At 64.3% G+C, this 24,468-nt stretch carries 26 protein-coding genes; 14 read left to right on the top strand and 12 right to left on the bottom strand.

Annotation, left to right across the window (positions count from 1 at the left end; translation table 11 throughout):
* Positions 1-20: 20 nt before the first annotated feature.
* From ACX3OW_RS11100 to ACX3OW_RS11110, 3 genes are read left to right on the top strand one after another with little or no spacing between them, the layout of a single operon-like run.
* Positions 21-644: a Tim44/TimA family putative adaptor protein gene (locus ACX3OW_RS11100; protein ID WP_459095824.1), complete on the top strand. Its 624-nt coding sequence runs from the start codon at positions 21-23 to the stop codon at positions 642-644.
* Between the two features lies 1 nt (position 645).
* Complete coding sequence (locus tag ACX3OW_RS11105) at positions 646-1,008, top strand: DUF488 domain-containing protein (protein WP_459095825.1); 363 nt, start codon at positions 646-648, stop codon at positions 1,006-1,008.
* Positions 1,005-2,444 (top strand): NAD(P)H-dependent flavin oxidoreductase, encoded by a 1,440-nt coding sequence (locus ACX3OW_RS11110; RefSeq protein WP_459095826.1) that lies wholly within the window; start codon positions 1,005-1,007, stop codon positions 2,442-2,444. The genes ACX3OW_RS11105 and ACX3OW_RS11110 overlap by 4 nt, the downstream gene beginning before the upstream one ends.
* 104 nt (positions 2,445-2,548) lie before the next feature.
* On the opposite strand, the gene ACX3OW_RS11115 is transcribed toward ACX3OW_RS11110, so the two are convergent.
* A complete protein-coding gene (locus tag ACX3OW_RS11115; RefSeq protein ID WP_459095827.1) occupies positions 2,549-3,394 on the bottom strand; it encodes a LysR family transcriptional regulator in 846 nt (281 codons plus the stop codon).
* A 151-nt stretch (positions 3,395-3,545) separates the two neighbouring features.
* Between ACX3OW_RS11115 and ACX3OW_RS11120 the strand changes: the two genes are divergently transcribed.
* The 9 genes from ACX3OW_RS11120 (at position 3,546) to ACX3OW_RS11160 (ending at position 12,878) form a co-directional block, all read left to right on the top strand.
* A complete protein-coding gene (locus ACX3OW_RS11120; RefSeq protein WP_459095828.1) occupies positions 3,546-5,354 on the top strand; it encodes an assimilatory sulfite reductase (NADPH) flavoprotein subunit in 1,809 nt (602 codons plus the stop codon).
* Entirely contained in the window at positions 5,354-7,051 is a 1,698-nt protein-coding gene (gene cysI / locus ACX3OW_RS11125; protein ID WP_459095829.1) for an assimilatory sulfite reductase (NADPH) hemoprotein subunit, read from the top strand. The genes ACX3OW_RS11120 and cysI overlap by 1 nt, the downstream gene beginning before the upstream one ends.
* Positions 7,044-7,910 (top strand): sulfurtransferase, encoded by an 867-nt coding sequence (locus ACX3OW_RS11130; protein ID WP_459095830.1) that lies wholly within the window; start codon positions 7,044-7,046, stop codon positions 7,908-7,910. The genes cysI and ACX3OW_RS11130 overlap by 8 nt, the downstream gene beginning before the upstream one ends.
* Positions 7,911-8,094: 184 nt before the next feature.
* Positions 8,095-9,366: an O-acetylhomoserine aminocarboxypropyltransferase/cysteine synthase family protein gene (locus tag ACX3OW_RS11135; RefSeq protein ID WP_459095831.1), complete on the top strand. Its 1,272-nt coding sequence runs from the start codon at positions 8,095-8,097 to the stop codon at positions 9,364-9,366.
* Between the two features lie 503 nt (positions 9,367-9,869).
* Positions 9,870-10,262, top strand: a complete 393-nt coding sequence (locus ACX3OW_RS11140; protein ID WP_459096100.1) for a DUF5602 domain-containing protein — start codon at positions 9,870-9,872, stop codon at positions 10,260-10,262.
* Positions 10,263-10,790: a plastocyanin/azurin family copper-binding protein gene (locus ACX3OW_RS11145; RefSeq protein ID WP_459095832.1), complete on the top strand. Its 528-nt coding sequence runs from the start codon at positions 10,263-10,265 to the stop codon at positions 10,788-10,790.
* 15 nt (positions 10,791-10,805) lie between these two features.
* Positions 10,806-11,507, top strand: coding sequence for an RNA polymerase sigma factor (locus ACX3OW_RS11150; RefSeq protein WP_459095833.1), 702 nt, complete (start codon positions 10,806-10,808; stop codon positions 11,505-11,507).
* 303 nt (positions 11,508-11,810) lie between these two features.
* Positions 11,811-12,224: a nucleoside diphosphate kinase regulator gene (rnk, locus tag ACX3OW_RS11155; protein WP_459095834.1), complete on the top strand. Its 414-nt coding sequence runs from the start codon at positions 11,811-11,813 to the stop codon at positions 12,222-12,224.
* 120 nt (positions 12,225-12,344) lie between these two features.
* A complete protein-coding gene (locus tag ACX3OW_RS11160; protein WP_459095835.1) occupies positions 12,345-12,878 on the top strand; it encodes a hypothetical protein in 534 nt (177 codons plus the stop codon).
* Here the strand turns inward: ACX3OW_RS11160 and ACX3OW_RS11165 are convergent.
* Together ACX3OW_RS11165 and ACX3OW_RS11170 are read right to left on the bottom strand one after the other, a co-directional pair.
* Positions 12,875-13,246 carry a YbaN family protein gene (locus tag ACX3OW_RS11165; protein ID WP_459095836.1) on the bottom strand — a complete coding sequence of 124 codons (372 nt, stop codon included), beginning with the start codon at positions 13,244-13,246 and terminating at the stop codon, positions 12,875-12,877. The two genes, ACX3OW_RS11160 and ACX3OW_RS11165, sit on opposite strands and share 4 nt — an antisense overlap.
* Entirely contained in the window at positions 13,243-13,929 is a 687-nt protein-coding gene (locus ACX3OW_RS11170) for an NnrU family protein (RefSeq protein ID WP_459095837.1), read from the bottom strand. The genes ACX3OW_RS11165 and ACX3OW_RS11170 overlap by 4 nt, the downstream gene beginning before the upstream one ends.
* Before the next feature lie 173 nt (positions 13,930-14,102).
* Between ACX3OW_RS11170 and ACX3OW_RS11175 the strand changes: the two genes are divergently transcribed.
* Positions 14,103-14,558 (top strand): globin family protein, encoded by a 456-nt coding sequence (locus ACX3OW_RS11175; RefSeq protein WP_459095838.1) that lies wholly within the window; start codon positions 14,103-14,105, stop codon positions 14,556-14,558.
* On the opposite strand, the gene ccoS is transcribed toward ACX3OW_RS11175, so the two are convergent.
* From ccoS to ACX3OW_RS11220, 9 genes are all read right to left on the bottom strand, one after another.
* Entirely contained in the window at positions 14,555-14,713 is a 159-nt protein-coding gene (gene ccoS / locus ACX3OW_RS11180) for a cbb3-type cytochrome oxidase assembly protein CcoS (protein ID WP_459095839.1), read from the bottom strand. The genes ACX3OW_RS11175 and ccoS overlap by 4 nt on opposite strands.
* A gap of 2 nt (positions 14,714-14,715) precedes the next feature.
* Positions 14,716-16,944 carry a cation-translocating P-type ATPase gene (locus ACX3OW_RS11185; protein ID WP_459095840.1) on the bottom strand — a complete coding sequence of 743 codons (2,229 nt, stop codon included), beginning with the start codon at positions 16,942-16,944 and terminating at the stop codon, positions 14,716-14,718.
* A 3-nt stretch (positions 16,945-16,947) separates the two neighbouring features.
* Complete coding sequence (locus tag ACX3OW_RS11190) at positions 16,948-17,745, bottom strand: DUF2189 domain-containing protein (RefSeq protein WP_459095841.1); 798 nt, start codon at positions 17,743-17,745, stop codon at positions 16,948-16,950.
* A 23-nt stretch (positions 17,746-17,768) separates the two neighbouring features.
* Positions 17,769-17,981, bottom strand: a complete 213-nt coding sequence (locus ACX3OW_RS11195; RefSeq protein ID WP_459095842.1) for a hypothetical protein — start codon at positions 17,979-17,981, stop codon at positions 17,769-17,771.
* A complete protein-coding gene (gene ccoP / locus ACX3OW_RS11200; RefSeq protein ID WP_459095843.1) occupies positions 17,978-18,856 on the bottom strand; it encodes a cytochrome-c oxidase, cbb3-type subunit III in 879 nt (292 codons plus the stop codon). Before ccoP ends, ACX3OW_RS11195 begins: the two co-directional genes overlap by 4 nt.
* The gene (locus tag ACX3OW_RS11205; protein ID WP_459095844.1) at positions 18,844-19,020 is read right to left on the bottom strand and encodes a cbb3-type cytochrome c oxidase subunit 3; all 177 of its coding nucleotides are present in this window, start codon (positions 19,018-19,020) and stop codon (positions 18,844-18,846) included. Before ACX3OW_RS11205 ends, ccoP begins: the two co-directional genes overlap by 13 nt.
* Positions 19,021-19,752, bottom strand: coding sequence for a cytochrome-c oxidase, cbb3-type subunit II (gene ccoO / locus ACX3OW_RS11210; RefSeq protein ID WP_459095845.1), 732 nt, complete (start codon positions 19,750-19,752; stop codon positions 19,021-19,023).
* Positions 19,753-19,757: 5 nt separating this feature from the next.
* Positions 19,758-21,401, bottom strand: a complete 1,644-nt coding sequence (gene ccoN / locus ACX3OW_RS11215) for a cytochrome-c oxidase, cbb3-type subunit I (protein ID WP_459095846.1) — start codon at positions 21,399-21,401, stop codon at positions 19,758-19,760.
* Between the two features lie 127 nt (positions 21,402-21,528).
* Positions 21,529-22,740 (bottom strand): NnrS family protein, encoded by a 1,212-nt coding sequence (locus tag ACX3OW_RS11220; RefSeq protein WP_459095847.1) that lies wholly within the window; start codon positions 22,738-22,740, stop codon positions 21,529-21,531.
* Positions 22,741-22,917: 177 nt separating this feature from the next.
* Between ACX3OW_RS11220 and ACX3OW_RS11225 the strand changes: the two genes are divergently transcribed.
* Entirely contained in the window at positions 22,918-24,465 is a 1,548-nt protein-coding gene (locus ACX3OW_RS11225; RefSeq protein WP_459095848.1) for a PAS domain S-box protein, read from the top strand.
* Positions 24,466-24,468: the final 3 nt, after the last annotated feature.

Below are 24,468 nucleotides of genomic sequence, written 5' to 3' on the forward strand. Positions count from 1 at the left end.
CATGATTGAAGGAGTTTGTTATGAATGAGCTCGGCCTTCTTGATTATCTGCTGATTGCCTTTTCCCTCGCCTTCTCCTGGCGGATGTATCATTCAGCCCAGCCACCGCCGGCCGAGGTCGATAACCCGGCCTTCCAGCCCCTGGCCGCCTCGGGCAATGCGGCACAGGCCGCGCCTGGCCTGCCCAAATCCTCGCTCGACGAAACCCTGCGGCGGATCGCGACCGCCTGCCACTATGCCAGCATCGACACCTTCATCACCGGCGCCAAGAGCGTCTATGAGACGGTGATCGCAGCCTTTGCCGCCGGCGATATCGAGGCCTGCAGCTATCTGCTGGCCGAGCCGGTGCGCGACAGCTTTGCCCAGGCCATTGCCGAGCGCCTGGCGCGTGGCGAAACGGCCGAGCTAGTGTTCATTGGGTTTAAGGAGGCGCGCATTGCCGATGCCGGCCTGGATCAGGAGCGCGCCTGGATCGCCATCCGCTTCGTCGCCGAGCTGGTCTCAGTCACCCGCAACAGCGATGGCAGGGTGATCGCGGGCAGTCCCGGCCTGGTGGCGACCACCTCGGAAGTCTGGACCTTCGAACGCGAGCTGAAAGCACCCGGCCCAGACTGGCTGCTGGTGATGACGGATGCGGATGCCTGAGATGGGCGCCCATTACGCCATCAAGCGCATCTACGAGCCGGCCGCGTCCGAGGACGGGGTGCGCGTGCTGGTCGACCGGCTGTGGCCGCGCGGCGTGAGCAAGGACGAGGCCAAAATTGATCATTGGCTCAAGGACGTGGCCCCCAGTTCAGAGCTGCGCACCTGGTTCGGCCATGAGCCAGTGCGTTGGGACGAGTTCCGCCGCCGCTATCGCGCCGAACTGCACGACAATAACGCCGCCCTCGATGAACTGCGCCAACTCACCGGCAAGGTCACCCTGCTATATGGCGCGCATGACGAGGCGCATAATCAGGCGGTGGTGCTGCTCGAACTGCTGCAATCACCAAGGAAAGGCGCGTCATGAAGCTGCCGCATAGCCCCGTCTGCGACTTGCTGGGGAGCCGCATTCCCATCGTGCTGGCCGGCATGGGCGGGGTAGCCCGCTCCGAATTGGTGGCGGCGGTCACCGAGGCCGGCGGCTTCGGCTTTCTCGGCATGGTGCGCGAGCCGCCCGAACTGATCGAGCGCGAGGTGGTGCAATTGCGCCGGCGCGGCCACCAGCGCTTCGGCGTCAATATCATTCCCGCCGCTACCGATCCGGCGCTGCTGGACCAGCAGGTGGCGACCTGCATAAGGCTGGCCGTGCCGGTGGTTTGCACCTTTTGGGATCTCGATACGCAGGTGACGGCGCGGCTGCGCGATGCGGGCATTTTGGTGGTGCATCAGGTGGGCTCGGTCGATGAAGCCATCGAAGCGGAACGCGCCGGGGTGCAAATCATCATCGCGCAAGGGCGTGAGGCGGGCGGCCATGTGCGCGGCGTGCGGCCGCTGCGCGATCTGCTGCCCGAGGTTGTGGGCGCGGTCAACATCCCGGTGCTGGCGGCCGGCGGGCTGGGCGGTGGCGGCGATCTGGTGACCGCCATGGCGCTGGGCGCCGCTGGCATCGTGTTGGGCACGGCATTGATGGCCACCGAGGAATCCTTTGCCCATGCCTATCACAAGCAGCGCCTGCTGGCGGCCAAGGCCGACGACACGGTGCTCACCAGCAGTTTTCACATCAATTGGCCGATCAATGCCCCGGTGCGGGTGCTCAAAAGCGCGGTGACTGCTGGCGCGCGCGGCGATCCGCAGCTGCCGCGCCAGATCATTATCGGCGAGGAGGAGGGCCGGCCGATCTATCTGTTCAGCACGGATTCGCCCTTGCGCTCGATGAGCGGTGATTTTGAATCCATGGCACTCTATGCCGGCACCGGCGTTGGCCGTATCGGTGAAATTGTCCCGGCCGCCGAGCGACTGTCCAGCATTCTGACCGCCGCTGTAGCTCTGCTACCCGATGAGCCCCAAGTGGTGGAGATCATCGAATCCAGCTCGCCGGTCTGCTATGCCGGCGAAATCTCAGGCGCCTATATGGGCCAGCTGAGCCCGGAGGAACTGACCAGCGAACTATGGCAATTGGCCGCCCAACTCCATGCCGCCCTCCGCGCCACCCTGGCGCAATATGTCGATCCCGCCGCCCCGAGCCAGCCGCCTTTTGCCGACGCTGCAGCCGAACTGGCCGGCTGGACGCTAGCCGTGCAGCAATGGGCCAAACGGGCAGGGGATACGCCCGACCGTCATCCGCCCTCCAACGCCGGTGAGCCTGCGCTGCTATCGGGCCTGATCGCCCTGATCCCCCAGATTGCCGAGGCCGATATCCGGGCGCGATTGATCGCGCTGCGCGGCCTCCTTGAGGGGCGGCAGCCGGGCGCTCCGGTTGCGAGCCCCAATGCGATCCCCCTCCCCCTTGAGGGGAGGGGTTAGGGGTGGGGGTGTCGTGGCCTCCACACACACCGGGCCAGCGGGGATCACGACACCCCCACCCCCCGCCCTCCCCTCAAGGGGGAGGGAGCCCATCGGGGCCAAACCTACCCCACCGCACTCGACCGAAACCCACGCCGCATGCGGTCGATGATCCCCGGTTCGGCGCGGCTCGAATAGACCATATGTACCGAGTAGGAGAATTCCGGCGCGTCGGCCACGCGATGCAGTCGGCCGGCGTCCAGATGTGGCCGCACGGCGCTGAGCCGGAAATAGCCGGCGCCGCCGACCCGCGTCAGATAGAGCAGCGCCAGCGGCCCATGCGAGATCATCACGCCGGGGCTGGCAATTTCGGGAAACGCCGCCTGATGGCTGGCCTGAAACGACGGCCCCCAATCGACATGCACATAATCCTCGGGCAGGCCGCGCCCGCCATCGCTGGCGGTGGTCACCATCACCAGTTTTTCCGCCGTCAGCAGTTCGACCACGGTATTGCCGCCCTGCGGCGGTGGATCATACAGCACGGCCATATCCAGCGCGCCATTATGCACCGCCTCCAACAGCCGCGAGGGGATATCGACCTCGGCCCGCAGTGCGATATCGGGGGCCTCCTGTTTCATCCACACCAGCCAGTCGGCGAGGATCGGATTCCACAGGCTGATCTCGGAGCCGACGCTGGCGATATCGACCCGGCCCTGCGGCAAGCCGACCTGCTGGCGCGCCCGATCCCACACCTGAACCAGCGTCGTGGCATGGCGCACGAAGCGCTCGCCGGCCGGGGTCAGTCGCGCGCCGGACTTGTTGCGGATGAAAAGTCGCCGTCCAAGCTGCTCTTCAAGCGCGTGAACCCGCGCACTGACCGCGGTTTGTGTTACGTTCAAACGGCCCGCCGCCGCAACAAAACTGCCCGTCTCGGCGATCTCGAGGAACGTCTTTGCTAAAGCGATGTCCATGCTAGAAAGACCAATATTGTTGGTGTTATCGGACAATATCATTCATTTGACTGGTATAATAACCGCTGTCAACACTCCGGCCAACTGCAGAATTTCTGCCGGTTGACCAGCGAAGCGCGTGGTCGGCCGCGACCGCGGGTGACCTGTCGTCATGACCAAAACCGACTTTGCCGGCCCAGGGCTGAGCGAGGACCAGTGGGGCCGCCTCAAGGGCCTGGCAACCAGCCTCAGCGCCGAACAGGCCAATTGGGTTGGTGGCTATTTCACCGGCTATGCCGACGCCGCGCGGTCGAACGGCGACATTGCCACCATCCAGCCGCCGCTCGGTGTGCCGACTGCCAACGCCGCGCCAGCGCAACGCAGTCTGACCATCCTTTACGGCAGCGAAACCGGCAATGCGCTCGCGCTGGGCGAGGAACTGGCAGTGGCGGCCGTCGCGCTGGGGCTCAGTGCCAGCGCCGTTGATATGGCAGACTACCGTCCGGCATCGCTCAAGCAGGAGCAGGACCTGCTGCTGATCACCAGCACCCATGGCGAAGGCGAGCCGCCCCAGCCGGCGCTGGCGTTCTTCGAGTTTATCGCTGGCCGCAAGGCCCCGCGCCTGGAGGGTGTGCGCTTCGCCGTTATGGCGCTGGGCGACAGCACCTATGAATTCTTCTGCGAGACCGGCAAGCGGCTGGACCGGCGATTGGAAGAGTTGGGCGCCGAACGGCTGGAGGCGCGGATCGATTGCGACGTCGACCAACTGGGGCAGGGGCGCGACTGGGCCAAAACGGTGCTGCAGGCGCTGGCCCAAGATCACCCATCGGTGTCCGCTACAGTCGCGCCATCGACTTCTACGACCGCACCCAGCGTCGATCAGGCCAATCCGTTTATCGCCGAGGTGCTGGAAAATCTCATCATCACCGGGCGCGGATCGAGCAAGCAGACCCGCCATCTCGAACTCAATTTGCAGGGCTCCGGCCTGCGCTACGAGCCGGGCGATGCGTTGGGCATTGTCGGGCAGAATGATCCGCGCGTCGTTGCCGAGCTGCTGGACTTGCTCCAGCTCGATCCCGAGCAGGCGCTTGGCGATGGGGCGACCCGACTTGGTGAAGCCCTGCAAAGCGGTTTCGAGATTGCCACCGCCACGCCGAAATTTCTCTCTCATTGGGCCGAGCTCAGTGGCGCTGCCGCCTTGGCCAATTTAGCCGGCCCCGACAAGTCGGCCGAACGCTTCGCCTTCCTCGAAGCCCATCATGTCGCCGATATCATCCGGCTTTATCCCATCGTCGGCATCACCGCCGACAGCTTCTTTGCCGGGCTGCGGGCCCTGCAACCGCGCCTCTATTCCATCGCCTCAAGCCAGACTGCGCAGGATGGCGATGTGCATCTGACGGTATCGACGGTGCGCTATCAATTGCATGGTTCGGAGCGCTTTGGCGTGGTCAGCGGCGGTCTGGCCCGACTGCCCGACGACGCCACCCTGCCGGTCTATATCAAGCCCAATCCGCATTTCCGCCTGCCGGCTGACGATGTGCCGATCATCATGGTCGGGGCCGGAACCGGCGTCGCGCCCTATCGCGCCTTCATGCAGGAGCGTGAGTTGCGCGGAGCGACCGGCCGCTCCTGGCTGGTGTTTGGCGACCGCAATTTCCGCTCCGATTTTCTCTATCAGGCCGAATGGCAGGCCCAGCTCAAATCCGGCGCGCTCAGCCGCATGGATGTCGCGTTTTCCCGCGATGGCGCCAGCAAAGCCTATGTGCAGCACCGCCTGCGCGAACAGGCGCGCGACATCTTCGCCTGGCTGGAGCAGGGGGCGCATTTCTACGTCTGTGGCGATGCCAAGGGCATGGCGCCCGATCTGCATGCGGCCCTGCTCGCTGTCATCGCCGAAGCCGGCGGCAAATCGCTGGAGCAGGCCGAAGATTATGTCCGGGCGTTGCAGCGCGCCGGCCGTTACCAGCGGGATGTATATTGATGAGCATGGATCGCAGCACCGACCTGTCGCAGCCTTTGGCGCAACTGGGGCCGGACGAAAGCCTCAAGGCCAATAGCGATCAGCTGCGCGGCAGCATTGCCCTCAGTCTGCTCGACCGCATCACCGGGGCGGTCAGCGGCGACGATACCAAGCTGCTGAAATTCCAGGGCATCTATCAGCAGGATGACCGCGATGTACGCGACGAGCGCCGCAAACAGAAGCTGGAGCCGGCCTATCAGTTCATGGCCCGGGTTCGCCTGCCGGGCGGCGTCGCCACCCCCGAGCAATGGCTCAAGATCGACGCGCTGGCCCGCCAGCATGGCGGCGACACTTTGCGCATGACCACGCGCCAGACCTTCCAGTTCCACTGGCTGCTCAAGGATAGTCTGCGCCCCACCATTCAGGGCCTGCACGAGGTGCTGCTCGACACCGTGGCCGCCTGCGGCGATGACTCGCGCGGGGTGATGTGCTCGGTCAATCCGCAGCTCTCGGCGCTGCATGCCGAACTCGCGACACTGGCCCAGCAGTCGAGCGACCGCGCCGTGCCCAAGATGCGCGCCTATCACGAAATCTGGTATGGCGATGAGCGCGTGGCCACCTCGGACCCCGAGGAGCCGTTTTACGGCCGCACCTATATGCCGCGCAAATTCAAGATCGGCTTCGTGCTGCCCCCCAGCAACGATATCGACGTCTACTCCCAGGATTTGGGTTACATCGCCATTGTCGAAGGCGGCGAGCTAGTCGGCTTCAACGTCGCCATTGGCGGCGGCATGGGCCGCACCGACCGGGTGCCCACCACCTATCCGCGGCTGGGTGATGTCATCGGCTTCATCCCCAAACATCAGGTGTTCGCCACCAGCGCGGCCGTCATGGCGGTGCAGCGCGATTTCGGCAATCGTGCCGACCGGGCCCGCGCCCGCTTCAAATACACCATCGACGACAAGGGCCTCGCCTGGGTCAAAGCCGAGATCGAAGCCCGCCTCGGCTTCCCCTTTGCGCCCGCCCGCCCCTTCGCCTTCACCAGCAATGGCGACGAGTTGGGCTGGACCGAGGGTGACAATGGTAAGTTCCACTACACGCTGTTTGTGGAAAACGGCCGCCTCGGCGCTGGCTCCAAAACCCGCGCCATGGATGGCTTGCGCGCCATCGCGCAAATCCACACCGGCCAGTTCCGCGTCACCCCCAACCAGAATGTCGTCATCGCCGATATCGCGCCAAAGGCGCGCCCGGCCATCGAAAAGCTGCTGGTCGAATACGGCCTCACTGAAAACCACAGCCTGATCCGGCTCAATTCCATGGCCTGCGTCGCCTTCCCCACCTGCGGTTTGGCGATGGCCGAAAGCGAGCGCTATCTGCCCAGCCTGCTCGACAAGCTCGAACCGATCCTTGTCGGCCACGGCCTCGCCGACACCCCGATCACCCTGCGCATGAGCGGCTGCCCCAATGGCTGCTCGCGCCCCTATATCGCCGAAATCGCCCTGACCGGTCGTGCGCCCGGCAAATACAATCTCTATCTCGGCGGCGGTTTTCACGGCGAACGCCTCAATAGCCTGATCGCGGAAAATATTGGCGAGGCGCAAATCCTCGCCACCCTCGATCCCTTGTTTGGCCACTACGCCGCGCAACGCCGGCCGGGCGAGCATTTCGGCGATTTCTACCACCGCACCGCAACAGAAAAGGCAATGCAAAATGGTTGATATTCCCGCAGGTCCATTGGTCACCGCCGCCTGGGTCGAGGCCAATCTGGCCAATCCCAACATCCGAATTTTCGAAGTCAGCGTCGATCCCGGCGTTTATGCCGCCGGCCATATCCCTGGTGCCGTCAATCTCGATTGGCACGTCGATCTGGTCGATACCGTCAACCGCGACATAGCCTCGCGCGAAAAGCTTGAGGGCAAGCTCCGCGCGGCGGGCGTCGACGCTGACACCACGATTGTGATTTACGGCGATCACAATAACTGGTTCGCCGCCTGGGGCGCCTGGGTGCTCGAAATCTATGGGCTCGGGGCCAAGGTCAAGCTGCTCGATGGCGGGCGCAAGCTCTGGGAGGCCCGCAAGCTCCCGGTGACCGACGAAGTGCCCAGCTTCACCGCCTCAAACCTGATCCTGGCCGAACGCAACGAAGCCCTGCGTGCCCGCCTCCCCAATGTGCTCGACATCGCGCAGGGTCGGGTCGACGGCAAGCTGGTCGATATCCGCTCGCCCGACGAATATACCGGCAAGATTTTTGCTCCCGAGGGGGTCAAGGAATTGTCCATCCGCGCCGGCCACGTCCCCGGCGCCGAGAATGTGCCGTGGGGCACCATCGTCAACGAGGATGGCACCTTCAAGCCGGTGGATGACATTCGCGCCATCTACGCCGCCAAGGGTGTCGACGGCAGCAAGCCGGTGATCACCTATTGCCGCATTGGCGAGCGCTCCAGCCATTCCTGGTTCGCCCTCAAGCGCATCCTCGGCTACGACGTGCGCAATTATGACGGCTCGTGGACCGAATATGGCAATGCCGTCGGCGTCCCGGTGGAAAACACCGCCGGTACCATCTGGCTGGGCAAATAGCCGACGATTTTGCGTGCAGGCCGGTTGCGAAGAAACCCGTTTGTGCCAAAGCGCCAGCGCGCAGCACATTATGGCGGAAACCGAGGCGGATTCGCACTGACATTACCGGCCGTGCGCTTGGCGCGCGGCCGTAAAGCGTTATGGTAGCGCCGGAATTTATTGGCCAATTACAGGGAGATTTTTCATGAAGCTCGAAACGCTGGCGCTGCACCACGCCTACAAGTCCGATCCGACCACCAAGTCCGCCGCCGTGCCGATCTACCAGACCACGTCCTACACTTTTGACGACACCCAGCACGGTGCCGACCTGTTCAATCTGGCCGTGCCGGGCAATATCTATACCCGCATCATGAACCCCACCACGGCGGTGCTCGAGCAGCGCGTGGCCGAGATGGAAGGCGGCATTGGCGGCCTCGCCGTTGCCTCCGGCATGTCGGCCATCACCTATGCCATTCAGGCCATTGCCGGCGTCGGCGACAACATCGTTTCGACCAGCCAGGTCTATGGCGGCACCTATAATCTGTTCATGCACAGCTTCCCCCGCCAGGGCATCGAAGTGCGTATGGCTGCCGGCGACGATTTCGCCGCCATCGAGGCGCTGATCGACGACAACACCAAGGCGGTGTTCTGCGAATCCATCGGCAATCCGGCCGGCAATATTGTCGATATCGAGCGCCTGGCGCAGATCGCCCACAAGCATGGCGTGCCGCTGATCGTCGACAACACCGTGGCGACGCCCTATCTCTGCCGTCCGTTCGATTTCGGCGCTGATATCGTCGTCCACGCCATGACCAAATATATTGGCGGCCACGGCAATTCCATCGGCGGCATCATCGTCGATAGCGGCAAGTTCGATTGGGTGGCCAACAAGAAGCGCTTCGCCGTGCTCAACGAGCCCGATCCGTCCTATCACGGCGTGGTCTATACCGCCGCTCTGGGCGCCGCCGCCTATATCGGTCGCTGCCGCGTGGTGCCGCTGCGCAATACCGGCGCGGCTCTGTCGCCGCACAGCGCTTTCCTCATCCTGATGGGTCTGGAAACGCTGGGCCTGCGCATGGAGCGCCACAACGAAAACGCGCTCAAGGTGGCGCAGTTTCTGGAAAACCACCCCAAGGTGAGCTGGGTCAATTACGGCGCACTGCCGACCAACAAGTATCATGATGTCGCCAAGCGCATCACCAAGGGCCAGGCCTCGGGCATTGTCAGCTTCGGCATCAAGGGCGGCCAGGAAGCCGGCGGCAAGTTCATCGACGCGCTGGATATGATCCTGCGTCTGGTCAATATCGGCGACGCCAAGTCGCTGGCCTGCCACCCGGCCTCGACCACCCACCGCCAGCTCAACCCCGAAGAACTGGCCCGCGCCGGCGTCTCGGAAGATCTGGTGCGCCTGTCGGTCGGCATCGAGCATATCGACGACATCATCGCCGACATCGACCAGGCCCTCGCCAAGGCCTGATGCAGAAGGCGGCCCCAGTGGCCGCCTTTTTTGTCTGTTGCCGCGTGTCTTCCACACCCCCGATGTCATCCCGGCCTTGAGCCGGGACCCATCCCGAGATGCTCCCACCGTCACCACCCGACTTGTTCGGGTGGTCCAGGGGACGCGGTGCCATCGCTGGATTGCGGGGACAAGCCCGGCAATGACGGTGGACGAGAGTTTTGAAATCCCAATGCCTCCCCCAACCGCGATCCGTCCCCTCCCCCTTGAGGGGAGGGTTAGGGTGGGGGTGTCGTGGGTGCAGCGTGTACAATATTGGCGTTCGAGCGAATTGATCCTCCGACACCCCCACCCCGGCCCTCCCCTCAAGGGGGAGGGAGTGCATCGGGGCTCCCGAAAACCCAAAAATCCCCGGGAACCTTTCCCCTCCTCCCTCATCCAATGGTGCAGAACAGCGGCATGGGCCGCCGTCATATCCTGGAGATGGAAAAGTGAAACTTCTTGCCCTTGCCGCTGCCGCCCTCATGCTGGCCGGCTCCCTGCCGGCCATGGCCCATGATGTTCCTGCCGATATCGCCAAGGCCCCGCCGGCTGGTGCCTTCGCGGCGGTGAGTGGTCTGGTGCCGCTGCCCGATTTCCTGCCCGGCATGGGCCAGCTGTTCGTCGATCCGGCGACGCTGCCGGCCGGCCCGTTCCTGGCCTATGATCATGACGGCGCGCTGGTCAGCACCATCTATATGTTGCCGATGAAGGACCTCAATCCCGACAACCGCTTTGAAGATCTGGCGGCGCCCGGCGGCAATGTCGATCACGTCGATGTCTACTACAATGCCGGCCATCCCGGCGTCGAAGAGCCCCATATCCACGTCGTGCTCTGGCATGTGCCGGTGGCCGACGAAGCCAAGGTCGCCCAGTAAATGCTGACGCGTCGGCGCATATTGGAGGTCGGCGGGGTCACCCTCGCCGCCTTCGTGCTCCGCCCCGCTCTGGTGCGGGGTGCGGAGATTGTCGATATCGAAATGACCGGCAAGCCGGATGGCTCCGACGTGTGGTTCGATCCAATTGGTCTGCATATCCAGCCGGGCCAGACCATACGCTGGACCAATCGCGATGCGGGCAATTCCCACACCGCGACGGCCTATCATCCGTCGCTGTTTGATCGCCAGCAGCGCATCCCCGAAGGCGCCGAGCCCTGGGATTCCGACTATCTGCTCCCCGGCGACAGCTTCTCGGTGACGCTGACGGTGCCCGGGGTCTATGATTACTACTGCGTGCCGCATGAGCATGCCGGCATGGTCGGCCGCATTGTGGTCGGCGATGCGCCGGCGGCGGACTATCCTGCCACCAGCGCCGATGCCAAGCTGATGGCTCTGCCTGATGTGGCGCTGGCCGCGTTCCCGTCGATTGCCGATATCGTGGCGGCGGGTGCGGTGCAGCGCAAGTGAGTGGGGATTGATCGGATGGATCTAACGACCCTGGGGGCGGCGGGCACTCCCGCCGCCGATAGCGAACAGGCTCTGGTTGCGCAGGCGCGGCAGGGCAGCGAAAGCGCCATTCGCCGGCTGATCAAGGCCAACAACCAACGCCTGTTCCGGGTGGCGCGCAGCGTCATGCGCAATGATGGCGAGGCCGAGGACGTGGTGCAGGCGACCTATGTGAAGGCCTTCACCCATCTCGACACCTTTCGCGGCGAGTCGCAGTTTTCCACCTGGCTGACCCGCATCGCCCTCAATGATGCGCTGGGCCGGGTGCGCAAACGCCGGGTCACCACCGATCTGACGGCGCTGGACGCCGCTGTCGAAAGTGATAGTGGCCTCGGGTCGCTGTTTCCGCTCTCTCTGGTACCCCTTTCTGCCGATAGCGAGGCCGATCGAACCGAAATGCGTAAACTGCTCGAACACGCCATCGACCAATTGCCCGAGGCCTTCCGTCTGGTGTTCATCCTGCGCGACGTCGAGGGTCTGTCCATTGCCGAGGCGGCCAGCCAGCTCGGCATCAAGCCCGAGACGGTCAAGACCCGCCTGCACCGGGCGCGCCAGCTGTTGCGCACCACGATTGAACAGCAGATTGCCGGCTCGTTTGCCGATGTGTTTCCGTTCGACGGGGCAAGGTGTGACAGTATGGCCGACAAGGTCATCGCGGCGCTGGCTTCTGCCTCCTGACCGCAAGCCCGTCGGGGGCGTCATCTTGACAATTTTCACCGACGGGCTACCTATCTATACATGAACCCGCTTTGCACATTTCTGACGACGGCAACCCGCCGGGAACATCCGGTCGAGGGATAGTTGCCCTAAACTCGCATACTTCGGTATCGGTCGGGTTTAGGGGTTCATCACATCTATGACATTGTCAAAGCGCAGCCGGTGCCATCGCACCGGGGCCATGGCATGTCCCCCACAATTTTCTGCTCAGCGAACGCGGCCTTCCGGCCGGCACCGATATACGATCGCCTTGGAGACGAAGACATGAAAACACAAACGCTGCGGCCCCGGATCACCGTGGGTGAACAGGAACATCGGCAGTTGACCTTGCTGGCCACCGGCGGTTCGACCGACGTGGCCGATGATCTGCTGGCCGAAATGGAGCGGGCGCGGGTCGTGCCCGACACTGCGCTGCCCGAAGACATTGTCCGCATGGGCTCGACGGCGCGCTATCGCACCAATGCCGGCGCTGAGCAGGAAGTGACGCTGGTCTATCCGGCGCATGCCGATATTTCGCGCGGCCGCATTTCCGTGATGACGCCAATCGGCGCGGCGCTGGTCGGCCTCAAGACCGGTCAGGCCATCACCTGGGTGACACGGGAAGGGCGCAAAAACGTCCTCACCGTGCTCGATGTGCGCCCGCCGGTGCCTGAAGTGGAGGGCGAGGCGGCCGAATGAGCCGCGCGTCGGCGGCGTCATGCCTCCGCGCCGCAAGCGTTGCTCCCTGACCGCGCAAAATCGGTCAGGGAGTTGTCATGGCCTCTGCGAGGCCTATTTTCGTCTGCAGTGGGAATTGCCATGTCCGACCCTCAAGCCGTCAGCCTGACCTCCAAGGATTATGCCGTTCTCGAAACGCTGCTGGCGGCACCGGGCGATGCGCTCAGCGGCTCGACCATGTTCATCCGCCGCAAGCTGCGCAGCGCCACGCTGGTATTCCCCACCGATATCGACGCTAATGTGGTCACCCTCAGCAGCCGGGTGCGCTACCGCATTGATGGCGGCGCGACCGAGGAGCGGGTCATTGTTGCCAGCGCGGGCGAAACCGTTGCGTGGCCGACGCTGGGGCTGGACTGCGCCCGTGGCGTTGCCCTGCTCGGGGCGAGCGTCGGGCAGTCGTTGGAAGTGCCGCGTCAGGACGGGACTTTTGAAACCCTGCATGTCGAAGCGGTGCTGTATCAGCCCGAGGCGCATGGCGAGGTCGATACCGGAGTTGCGCCCGAACCGGTCCGCTCCGGCACCGTCAGCCAGTTCAGTGCCTTTCGCCAGCGACGCAACAGCCCGCCGCGCGACTTCGACGGCGATGACGACGATCCCGGCCCGAGCGCTGCCTAGCGCGACGGCGCCGGACGCGTGGCGATGAAACTGGCAACTGCCAGCAGCGTCACCGCCAGCGGCACGGCGATCATCAGCCCAAGCCCATAAAAATACAGCGCTGCACCATAGCCCAGCGCCATGGTCCCCAGCGCGATGGCTTTCGTGCGGGTGGCAATCGCGCCTTCGCGCTGCCAGTTGCGCAGCGGCGTGCCCAAGACCGGATGCGCCAACAGCCAGGCCGCCATCCGCGGCGATGAGCGATAGAAAAACCACAGCGCCGCCAGCACAAATGGCGTCGTCGGCAGCAGCGGCAATACCGCTCCAGCCGCGCCCAGCGCCAGCATGATCCAGCCCAGCACCAGATAGACAGCGCGCAATCCTGTCATGCTGTCACCATCGCCAGCGGATCGGCCCCGACCAACATGGCGTGCCCACCCAGCAACAGCCACGCCGTCAACGCCCCGCTGAGCAGCACAGCGATCACCAGCGGTGCGTCCATCCGCAGTCTGGTCCGCCCCGCCGCGATGGCGGCGAAGGGCAACACGGAGGTGGTGGCGGCGACTGCTGTCCAGCCATCGCCCAGACCGCGACGGGCACGACGGTCGCCGATCACCATGCCGAGCATAGCGAAGGCCAGCAGCGCGCCGAACAGCAACAGGCTGCGCAGATCGCCATTGGGCACCAGATGACTACCGGCCCACAGCGCAAAACCCCACAGCACCGGATGGCGCGTGATGGTGGTGATAGCGCCGGCGTCATCGCCGGGACGGCGCAACGTGATCGAGGCCGGGTTGGGACTGGTCAAACCCGCCAACAGGAAAACCAGCCCGATCGGGGTCAAAATCAGCGGCACCCAGGCTTGCCATGGCGCCGGGTCCCAGAGCGGCAAGAAATCCAGCAGAAAACTGGCAGCAAACAGCCAGAAAACTGCCAGCAAAGAGGCAGCAGAATAGCAGAAAAGATAGGTCTTTCTGCCCATTATGCTGACAAGTTTGGCCCGTAGCGGCGGGATGGCCGGCACCATATGCAGCAATAAAAATACCGCCAGGGCGGCGAAAAACTGGGTCAAAAAAACGGCTTCCGATCTCGATCTGGCCAAAATAGCGCAATGGGCCCACCCCCGCCACGCCCATGCCGTCGCATGCCCAGGAATAGGCGTTCGGTCTTTGATATCGATCAACTGCAACGCCGATTAGTGCGCTAAAGTAAGGGCTTACCGGCCTGTTGAGACGCGATAAGCCCATGCCCTTTCCCCCTTTCGCTCCGTCGGTTTTCTTCGACGAAGCGGACATTGACGCGCTGGTCGCCGAGTTCAGCGAGCGCATCCGCCGCAGCCCCTCGCTGCGCCCGGCGCTGGATCGGCTGGTGGGCAATCACTGGGAAGAGGCCGAGCAAGCCGCCGGATCATTCCTGCGCGCCACGATGTTTCTTGAGGCACGCCCGATAGTTAACGGCGATTGGCTACTACAATTGCTGCGGCTGCTCGATGCCAAGGCCATTGATGAACTGGCCGATATCCTGCTCGATTGCGCCCTGGTGGCATTGCCGCTGCACAGCGCTGCGGTCGTCGCCGAGATCGGCGAGGAACTGGCGCGGCTGCTCAAGGGCGTGGTGGCTCGTGACGGCGTAGCCCGCCAGCGCCTCCTGCTCAAAGCCCGCTCGCGCCTCGCGGCCGGGGCCTTGATGAGCCGGCTCTAATTGTCGGGCCTTGGCTCGTCTTCCTCATAGAGAATCCGCTCCGCCGCGCCGTCGAGGTCCTCATACTGCCCATCGCGCAGCGTCCACAGGAAGATCACTAGCCCGGCGGCGCCGAGCAGGACTGAGATGGGGATTAGATAGAAAAAATCATGCATGGCTAAGCCCTTAGCCGCTGCTTCGCCGACCAGCGATAGCCGCCCCAGCCCAGCCGCAAGGCGTTCAGCACCACCACAATCGAGGACAGCGACATGGCGATGGCGGCGAGGAACGGATTGACATAGCCGGCCACGGCGATGGGCAGGGCGATGACATTGTAGAGGATCGACAGCGCAAAATTCTGCCGCACCAGCCGCCCGGCATCGCGCGCCACGGCCAGCGCCAGCGGCACCGCCGACAGATCATCATGGAGGAACACGAAATCGGCGGCGCTGCGCCCGACGTCGACAGCGCTGGACGGCGCCATCGACACATGGGCCGCCAGCAAAGCCGGGGCGTCATTGAGCCCATCGCCCACCATCAGCACCTTGTGGCCAGCGGCCGTCAGTGCAGCGATGCGCTCGGTCTTGCCGCCAGGCAACACGCCGCCGGCGCTGATGGCAATGTTCAAATTATCCGCCACACTGGCGACGGCCTCGGGCGTGTCGCCGGAAATGATTTCCACGCTCAGCCCCGCATCGCGCAGCGCGGTGACGGCGTCCTGCGCTCCGGGCCGCAAGCCATCGCGGAAGCTGAAACGGGCCAGCTCAACGCCATCGGCGCTGAGGATGGTGCCGCTGGCGTCGGCGTTATTGGTCAACGCCCAATCGGCGCGGCCCAGTCGATAGGTGACACCATTCAGCAGGCCCTCGACGCCAAAGCCGGGCAGTTCGCGCACCGCACTGAAGGCGACGCCATCGCCAGTGCCAACGCGTGTGATGGTGCGCGAATAGGGGTGGCGCGAATAGGCGGCAAGCGAGGCGGCCTTCGCCAGGACCTGCGGCGCTATGGCGTCGAGGCCCAGCAGTTGCGGGCTGCCCAGGGTCAGCGTGCCGGTCTTGTCGAAGACCACGCTGTCGATTTCGGCCAGCCGCTCCAGCGCCGAGCCGTCCTTGACCATGATGCCGGCGTCGAACAGCCGGCGCGCCGCCACCACCTGCACCATCGGCACGGCCAGCCCGAGCGCGCAGGGGCAGGTGATGATCAGCACGGCGATGGCGACGGTGACGGCATTATGCATGTCACCATTGAAAGCCATCCAGAACAGGAAGGCGGCGAAGGCGGCCAGGTGGACGATGGCCGAATACAGCGCGGCGGCGCGGTCGGCGATGCGGCGATAGCGGTTGCGGCCACTCTCGGCGACCTCCATCAGCCGCACCATCTGCGCCAATGTCGAATCCTGTTCTCCGGCCTCGGCGCGAATGGTCAGCGGGCCGGTGAGGTTGAGCGTTCCGGCCTCCAGGCGCGTGCCGGGTTCAGCGGCGACGGGCAGGCTTTCGCCGCTGATCAGGCTGCGGTCGAGATCGGAGGTGCCAATCAGCACCAAAGCGTCGACCGGCACGCGTTCGCCGGCGGCCAGCAGGATGGTCATGTCGGGCACGATGTCGCGCAGCGGCAGATATTCGGGATGGCCATCGGCCTGCAACACCAGCGCGCCGCGCGGCGCCAGCCGGGCCAGGCCCTTGACGGCGGTGCGGGCGCGTTCGCGCATCACATGGTCGAGCGTGCGCCCGATCAACAGGAAGAAAATCAGCGAAATGGCGGCGTCGAAATACACTTCGGCACCGGAATTGATCGTGTCGTAAAGGCTCAGCGCCACGGCCAGCGCGATGCCGATGGTGATCGGCACATCCATATTGGTGCGGCGATGACGGATAGCGTTCCAGGCCGAGACGTAAAACACCCGGCCCGAATACAGCACCGCCGGTACTGCCAGTCCGGCGCAGATCCAGTGCAGGATATCGCGAGTAATCCCATCGGCGCCCGACCACACCGAGCCGGACAGCATCATGATATTCATCGAGGCAAAGGCCGACACCGCCAGCGCCCGGATCAGCCCGGGCAGGGTGCGGTCCTTCTGCTCGTCCTCGACCTCGTAGAGATGGGGCGGGTAGCCGAGGTCGAATAGCGTCTCCATCAGGGGCGGCGGGGTGTCGCCAAGCCAGCGCACGGCGACCCGCTTGGTGGACAGATTGACCCGCGCCGACTGGATGCCCTCCAGTTTGCCCAGTGCCTTTTCGATGGTCTGGATGCAGCCGCCGCAATGGATCGACGGCACCGACAGATCGGTCTGCTGCACGCCGCCGCCCACGGCGCGGCTGGCGAGCCGCACTTCATCAGCTGACGGGCCGCGCTGGATCGGTCCAGCGACGGCCTCGATGAACTCAGGCGGCGGCAGGCAGCAGCTCATGGGTTAGTCCCGCACGGCGGCATAGGCGTGCCAGGTGGCGTGGCCGAGCAGCGGGAAAATCACGATCAACCCGATCAGCGCGGTGCCCAGGCTCAGCGCGGTCAGTGCCAGCACGATGACGCCCCAGAGCAGCACCGATGGCAGATTGTTCCACACCAGCGACATCGACATGCCCATGGCCGAGAAGGCATCGAGGCGGCGGTCCAGCATCATCGGAATGGAGAAGGCGCTGATGGCAAAGGCGAAAGCGGCGAACAAGCCGCCCACAGCGGTGCCGGTGACCAGCATGGCCAGGCCCGTTGGCGTGGTGAACAGCATTTCCACGATATGGTCAAAGCCGGGAAACGGCCGCCAGCCGAAGAACAGCGCGTAGAGCAGCACAGCGGCCCGCATCCACAGCAGCATCAGCATCATCAGGATGGCGCCAACGAAAAACAGATGCGTGCCGCCGCCGCGCTGCGGGAAGATCATGCGCCATAGAGTGACTTTTTCGCCCGCCTCCAGCCGGCGGCTCTTTTCATAGAGGCCAGTGGCCAGTAGCGGCCCGACCACGAGAAACCCGGCCAGCGCCGGGAATAAAATGTGGTCCCAACCGAAGGTCAGCATGCCGGCGATCACCAGCAGCGACAGCAGCGCGATGCCCAGACCATAAAGCAGGCTCGGCATCGGACGGACCCAAAGATCGCGCCAGCCCAGCGCCAGCCATTTGAACGCGGCGCTGGCCGGCAGATTGCGGTTGTGGTCGATCGCCGGGGGCAAAGCGGGGACGGTATCGGGAATGGGTATCAGGGTCTTGGCCATGGGGCGATCCGTTGGGTTGAAGGTCAGCAGGCCGATTTGGCGGCGCGGTAGGCGCCATCCGTGCCGGCGCCCTTGAGGTGGGTGACGCAATCGGGCTGCGACGAGAAGGCGACATAGACAAGGTGGGCATTGGCGACCAGCAGCACGCCGATAATCACCACGGCGGCAATGATCAGCAGCCGGAACGTGCTGCGCCGCCGCGCGTCATTGTCCCGGCTGCCGGCCTCGACGCTCATGGTTGGCTGGCCCGCAAATCGAGCACATAGAGCGTCAGCAGCCGAATATCGGCAGCCGACAGTCGGCCCTCCCAGGAGGGCATGGTGCCGGCGCGGCCGCCATAGACCGACTGGCGGATGCTGGCGTGGTCACCGCCATAGAGCCAGTAGGCGTCAGTCAGGTTCGGTGCGCCACTCTCGCTCATCCCCATGGCGTCCTCGCCATGGCAGCCGGCGCAATTGTTGGCGAAGATTTCGGCGCCTGCGGCCAGGGTTGCTGGATCGACGGCAAGGGTTGGATCGGACAGGGTCTGCACATAGGCCACCACTGTGTCGATTTCGGCACGGGCCAGCATCTGGTCGCGGCCAAAGGCCAGCATTTCGGCATAGCGCGTCTCGGGACTGGAGCCGTTGATGCCGACGCGGATGGTCTCTTCCACCAGTTCAGCCTCATCGCCCCACATCAGCGCCGCGGCGGCCAGATTGGGGAAGCCGGTGCTGCCGGTGGCCGAGGTGCCGTGGCAGGCGGCGCAATTGTCGCCGAATAGCGCCCCGCCGGTTTCTCGCACGATATTCATCAGCGCCGGATCGGCCTGGATGGCGGCGAAATCCTCGCTCTCGATGCGGCTGGTCCAGTCTGCCCGTTCCAGTCGCCCTTCCTGCACGCTCTGGGTAACTGCGGCGTGCTGATCAGCGCCCAGCAGACCCCGGAAATAGCCATTGATCCCCGGCCAGCTTGGCATCAGCACGGTCCACAAGACGGCAAAGCCCGCCAGCAGGATGAGGAAGAAATACAGCACGCGCGGCACCGGCGTGTTGAGTTCCTTGATGCCATTCCACTCATGGCCGGTGGTGACCTGACCGGAGATTTCGTCGCGTTCGCCTAGCCCTGCCATGGCCGGTCCTCCTCTTCACGAACCGGCAATTGGGCGGCGGCGTCAAAGCCCTTTTTGTTGGAGGGCCAATAGGTCCAGACCAGTGCGATGACGGTCATGGCCAGCATGTAAAACAGGCCGAAGGACTTAGCGAAGCCGACAACGGCGTCATGATCGAAGGGCATTTATTCGGCCTCCGGCTGGTTGGGTTCATGGGCGGCATTGGTCAGATTGCCGAGCACCTGCAGATAGGCGACCAGCGCATCCATGTCGGTCAGGCGGTTGGAAACGCCGTCGAACATGCGGATATTGGTGGCGTCGCCATAGCGCTCGGCGACGCCGCTCACCTGGGGCGAGTCCGGATTGGCCTGGCCATAGGCGTCGAGCGCGGCATTGGCGATCTGCTCGTCGGTATAGGGCACGCCAACCGCCCGCAGCGCCTTGAGATGATTGCTCATCTTGTCGGTGCGCAACTCGTCGCGCAGCAGCCAGCGATAGGCGGGCATTTTGGACTCGGGCACGACGTCACGCGGATTGTAGAGGTGCATAGTGTGCCACTCGTCCGAGTATTTGTTGCCGAGCCGGGCCAGATCCGGCCCGGTGCGCTTGGAGCCCCAGAGCTGGGGATGGTCGTAGCTGCTTTCCACCGCCAGCGAATAGGGGCCGTAGCGTTCCACCTCGTCGCGCAGGGTGCGGATCATCTGGCTGTGGCAGGCGTAGCACCCCTCCCGCATATAGATGTCGCGCCCGGCCACTTCGAGCGGGGTATAGACCCGCATGTCGGGGGCCTGTTCCACCGTTTCGTCTATGGTGAACAGGGGAGCGATCTCGATCAGCCCGCCGATCGAGGCGACGAAGATGATGAACACGACAAGGCCGATGGCGCTGCGTTCGAGGTTATAATGAAGGCCGAACATGGCGCTTATTCTCCGGCTTGCAGGACGGGCTGGACGGGAATGTCGAGGGCGACATCGTCCGGGGCGGTGGCCGGCATGCGGATGGTCATGACGACATTATAGGTGGCAACCAGCGCGCCGAGCAGGAACAGCAGGCCGCCAAAGGCGCGGGCGATATAGTAGGGATGCATCGGCACGACGCTGTCGATGAACGAGTAGGCGAGGCCACCGCTCTCGGTGTAGGTGCGCCACATCAGGCCCTGGATGACGCCCGAATTCCACATGGCGAAGACGTAGATAACGGTCCCCGACAGGGCGAGCCAGAAATGTAGCTCGACCAGCTTGTTGGAGTAGAGCCCCGGGCGTTTCCACATCGAGGGCACTAGCGCATAGAGCGAACCGAAGGTGATCATGGCGACCCAGCCTAGCGCGCCGGCATGGACGTGGCCGATGGTCCAGTCGGTGTAGTGGCTGAGCGAGTTCACGGCGCGGATGGCCATGAACGAGCCTTCAAAGGTGGTGATGCCGTAAAAGATCGCGGCCAGTGCCATGAAGCGCAATACGGCGTCGTCGCGTACCTTGTGCCACGCGCCGTTGAGGGTCAGCAGGGCGTTGCCCGCCGAGGCCCAGCTCGGCACCAGCAGCACGACCGAGAAGGCCATGCCCAACGTCTGCACCCAATGGGGCAGGGCGGTGTAGTGCAGGTGGTGAGAACCGGCCCACATATACATGAAGGTGATGCCCCAGAAGCTGATGATCGACATCCGGTAGGAGAAGATCGGCCGGCCGGCGCGCTTGGGCAGATAGTAATACATCATGCCCAGGAAGCCGGAGGTGAGGAAGAAGGCCACGGCGTTATGGCCGTACCACCATTGCGTCATGGCATCCTGCACGCCGGAGAACAGCGAGTAGGATTTGGCGCTGCCCCAGTCGATGGGAATAGCCAGATTGTTGACGATATGCAGGATGGCCACGACCAGGATGAAGGCCATGTAATACCAGTTGGCCACATAGATATGCGGCTCCTTGCGGCGGGCCAAAGTGCGCATATAGATGGCGAAATACACCACCCAGACGACGACCAGCCAGATATCGGCATACCATTCCGGCTCGGCATATTCCTTGGACTGGGTAATGCCCATCAGATAGCCGGTGGCGGCGATGACGCAGAACAGATTGTAGCCCAGCAGCACGAACCAGGGGCTGATCTGGTCGGGCAGGCGGGCGCGGGTGGTGCGCTGCAGCACGTGGAATGAGGTGGCGATCAGCGCATTGCCGCCGAAGCCGAAAATCACGCCGCTGGTATGGACCGGACGGAGACGGCCAAAGCTGGCCCAGGCCGCGTCAAAGGTCATATCGGGCCAGGCCAGCAGGGCGGCGACCCAAAAGCCGGCGCCCATGCCGGCGATGGCCCAGAGCAGGGTGAGGATGATGCCGACCTTGGTGGGTTCGTCGTAATATTCGCTGAGCCGCTCGGGGCTGGGCTCGGGCGCATCCTTGCCGCGTAGCACCAGCATGAAGCCGCCCAGCCCGGACGCCAGCACGATCCAGCCGTGCGCGCCCAGCAGGTCATTGCGGCCGCCGATGGCCATGGCGAGGCCGACAAGGCCGAGTGCCCCAAGGATCAGCATGGCCCAGAGCCGCTCGGCCCGTGTCAAATCTGCAATCATTATCGGTCGTCCTGTTCCGGCGTCGGGCGCAGAGGCCCGCATTCCGACCGAGGCCTAATGGAAACCCCCGCACAGTCTTTGATCTGGCGCAATTATCGGGCGCATTGGCCATCGTGCCGCGCCCGGCTCAATCGCCCCGCTCACGGCGACGGCGCAGCAGCACCGGGCCGTATTCAAGGCTGTAGAGCCCGAAGGCGATGATCCAGCACAGGCCGCTGGCCGATAGCAGCTCGGTGGCAAAATCGGGCCAGACGCTGGCGAATGGTCGCAACAGCGCAGTGGCGAGCAATGCGGCATAGCTGGCCGTAGTGGTGCGGGAGGCCATGAGCGGCAGGCCGGTATGGCCGCGTGTCGCCCGGGTCATGATGGCCAGCGTCATGACGCCGATGGCGCCAACGGTGAACATATGCAGCGCCGCTATCGGCTCGACCCAGCCTAGTTGGGCGGCGGCCACGGCGAAAAACCCCGCCGGCACGAAGGCGTAGCCAAGATGCAGCACGAGCACCAGTTTTTCGTCCCAGCACTGCCAGCCGCGCCAGCGGGCCAGCCTCAGTAGATGCAGACCGCCGGCGATAGCGCATCCAATGGCCGCCCAAAGCGTGTCCGGCAGCATCACCCAAAGCGCCAATGCGGCCAGTCCGGTCAGCAATGCCACGGTGTCGAAGCGGCCATAGGGTGTCGGCAGTTTGGTGCTGAAGCGCTTGGCCAGCCAGTTGCGGGTGAAGCTGGGCACCACCCTGCCGCCCATGATCGTGATCAGCATGACGAAGGCGCTGACGCCGAGCCGGTTGGCCAGCGCCGCCTCGCCGCCCCAGGCGACCAGCAGGTGGAAGCCGAGATTGGCCAGTGCCAGCGCCAGAATGCCGGCCAATATCTTGAGGTCCTTCCATTTGCGGCCAGCGGCAATCTCGCGCAGGCAGATGGCGAACAGCACCGGCAGGAAGGCGGCGTCGATGGCGACAGAGAGCGGCAGGCCCAGCAGGTCGGGCGCCAGCAGGGCCAGCCGCCCGGCACACCACAGCGCAAATAGCCCGATCAGCGGCGCGCCCGATACCGGCAGGCGACCGGTCCAGTTGGGAATGGCGGTGAGCAGAAAGCCGGCCAGCGCCGCCGAGCTATAGCCGAACAGCATTTCATGGGCGTGCCAATAGGCCCCGCCATAGCTGCCGCCAATGTCCCAGCCAACGGCAATTGCCCCGATCCACAGCGCCATGGCGAGGATAGCCCACAGCCCGGCGGCGAGGAAAAACGGCCGGAAACCATAGGAGAAAATCACCGGGCCGCTGCGGGCAATGCCGCGCGGGACGGGGGTGCGCTTGACGGTCGGAATGTCGCTCATCGGGCTCGCCTTGAGCAGCCGTGCTCAGCCCGCCCTCTAGCGCAGGGCTTGGCGAGGGTCTTTGTTCCAGCGCAAATACGCTGAATTTATTCGGCGTTGCCTTGGCTGGTTTTTGTTTGTGCCGCGCATGCCCCATCGCTAGGCTTTGCGCGGTGCCGTGTTGAAAGTGAGCCTGACGTGTCCGACGATTTTGAATCCAACCTGTCGCTCGTGGGACAGGCGCGCAAGCTGCAGGCCATTCTGGAATCGGCGGTCGACGCCATCATCACCATCGATGGCAAGGGCCTCATCACCACGGTCAATCCGGCGGCGGCCCGACTGTTCGGCTATGAGCAGGATGAATTTCTCGGGCGCAATGTGCATTTCCTGATGCCCGAGCCCTACCATTCCGAGCATGACGGCTATCTGCATAATTACCGCTCCACCGGACGGCGCAAGATCATCGGCATCGGGCGCGAGGTCAGCGGTCGCCGGCGCGACGGCACGCTATTTCCGATGCATCTGGCGGTGAGTGAATTCGAGATCGACGGTCGGATTCATTTCACCGGCATCATTCACGATCTGTCGGCCCACAAGGCCACCGAACTGGCGCTGCGCCAGGCGCAGAAGATGGAGGCCATGGGCCAGCTGACCGGCGGCATTGCCCATGATTTCAACAATCTGCTAACCGTGATCATCGGCAATCTGGAGATGCTGGAGGGCAAGCTCACGACGCCCCAGCAGCGCGAGTTGACCACCGAGGCGCTTGAGGCGGCCGATCTGGGGGCGCGGCTCACCGCGCGGCTGCTGGCCTTTGCCCGCCGCTCGCAGCTTGAGCCGGAAAGCATCAATCTCAACAGTTTCGTGGTCGGCCTGACCGACATGCTGCACCGCACGCTGGGCGCGACCATCTATCTGTCCAATGCGCTGACGCCCAATCTGTGGTCGGCGCGGGTCGATGCCTCGCAGGTGGAAAGCGCCATCGTCAATCTGGCGGTCAATGCGCGCGATGCGATGCCTGATGGCGGGCGCCTGCTGATCGAGACCGGCAATGTCGCCATTGATGCGGCCAGGTCGAGCCAGCTCGATGGTCTGCCGCCGGGCGACTATGTGCGCCTGTCAGTGTCCGATACCGGCGCCGGCATGCCCGATGCGGTGCGCGAGCGTGCGTTCGAGCCGTTTTTCACCACCAAGGAGCAGGGGCGCGGCACCGGGCTGGGCCTGTCGATGATCTATGGCTTTGCCAAGCAATCGAGCGGCTTGGCCACCATTGAGAGCCTTGAGGGCAAGGGCACCACGGTCACCATTTACCTGCCGCGCTACCGGGTGGAGCCAGTGGAAGGCGTGGCCGGGGAGGGTAGTGATGCCGCCTCCGGCAATGGTCAGGTGATCCTGGCGGTGGAGGATGATGATCGCGTCCGCAAGCTCACGGTCTCGCGCCTGACGCAGCTGGGCTACACGGTGCTGTCGGCGGCCAGCGGCGCCGAGGCCCTGGCTGTGTTGGCGGCTAATCCAGCGGTCGATCTGCTGTTTACCGATGTGGTGATGCCGGGCGGCATGTCGGGCTATGAATTGCGCCTGCAGGTGCGGGAACTCTATCCGCAGATGCCGGTATTGCTGACCTCGGGCTATGCCGAGGAACTGGCCGGCGACCTGACCAAAGCCGATAAGGGCCTCAAAATTCTGCGCAAACCCTATCGGCTGGCCGAACTGGCGGCCGCCATCGGCGACGCATTGGCGCGCTAAGGC

Source organism: Devosia sp. A449, assembly GCF_054489375.1.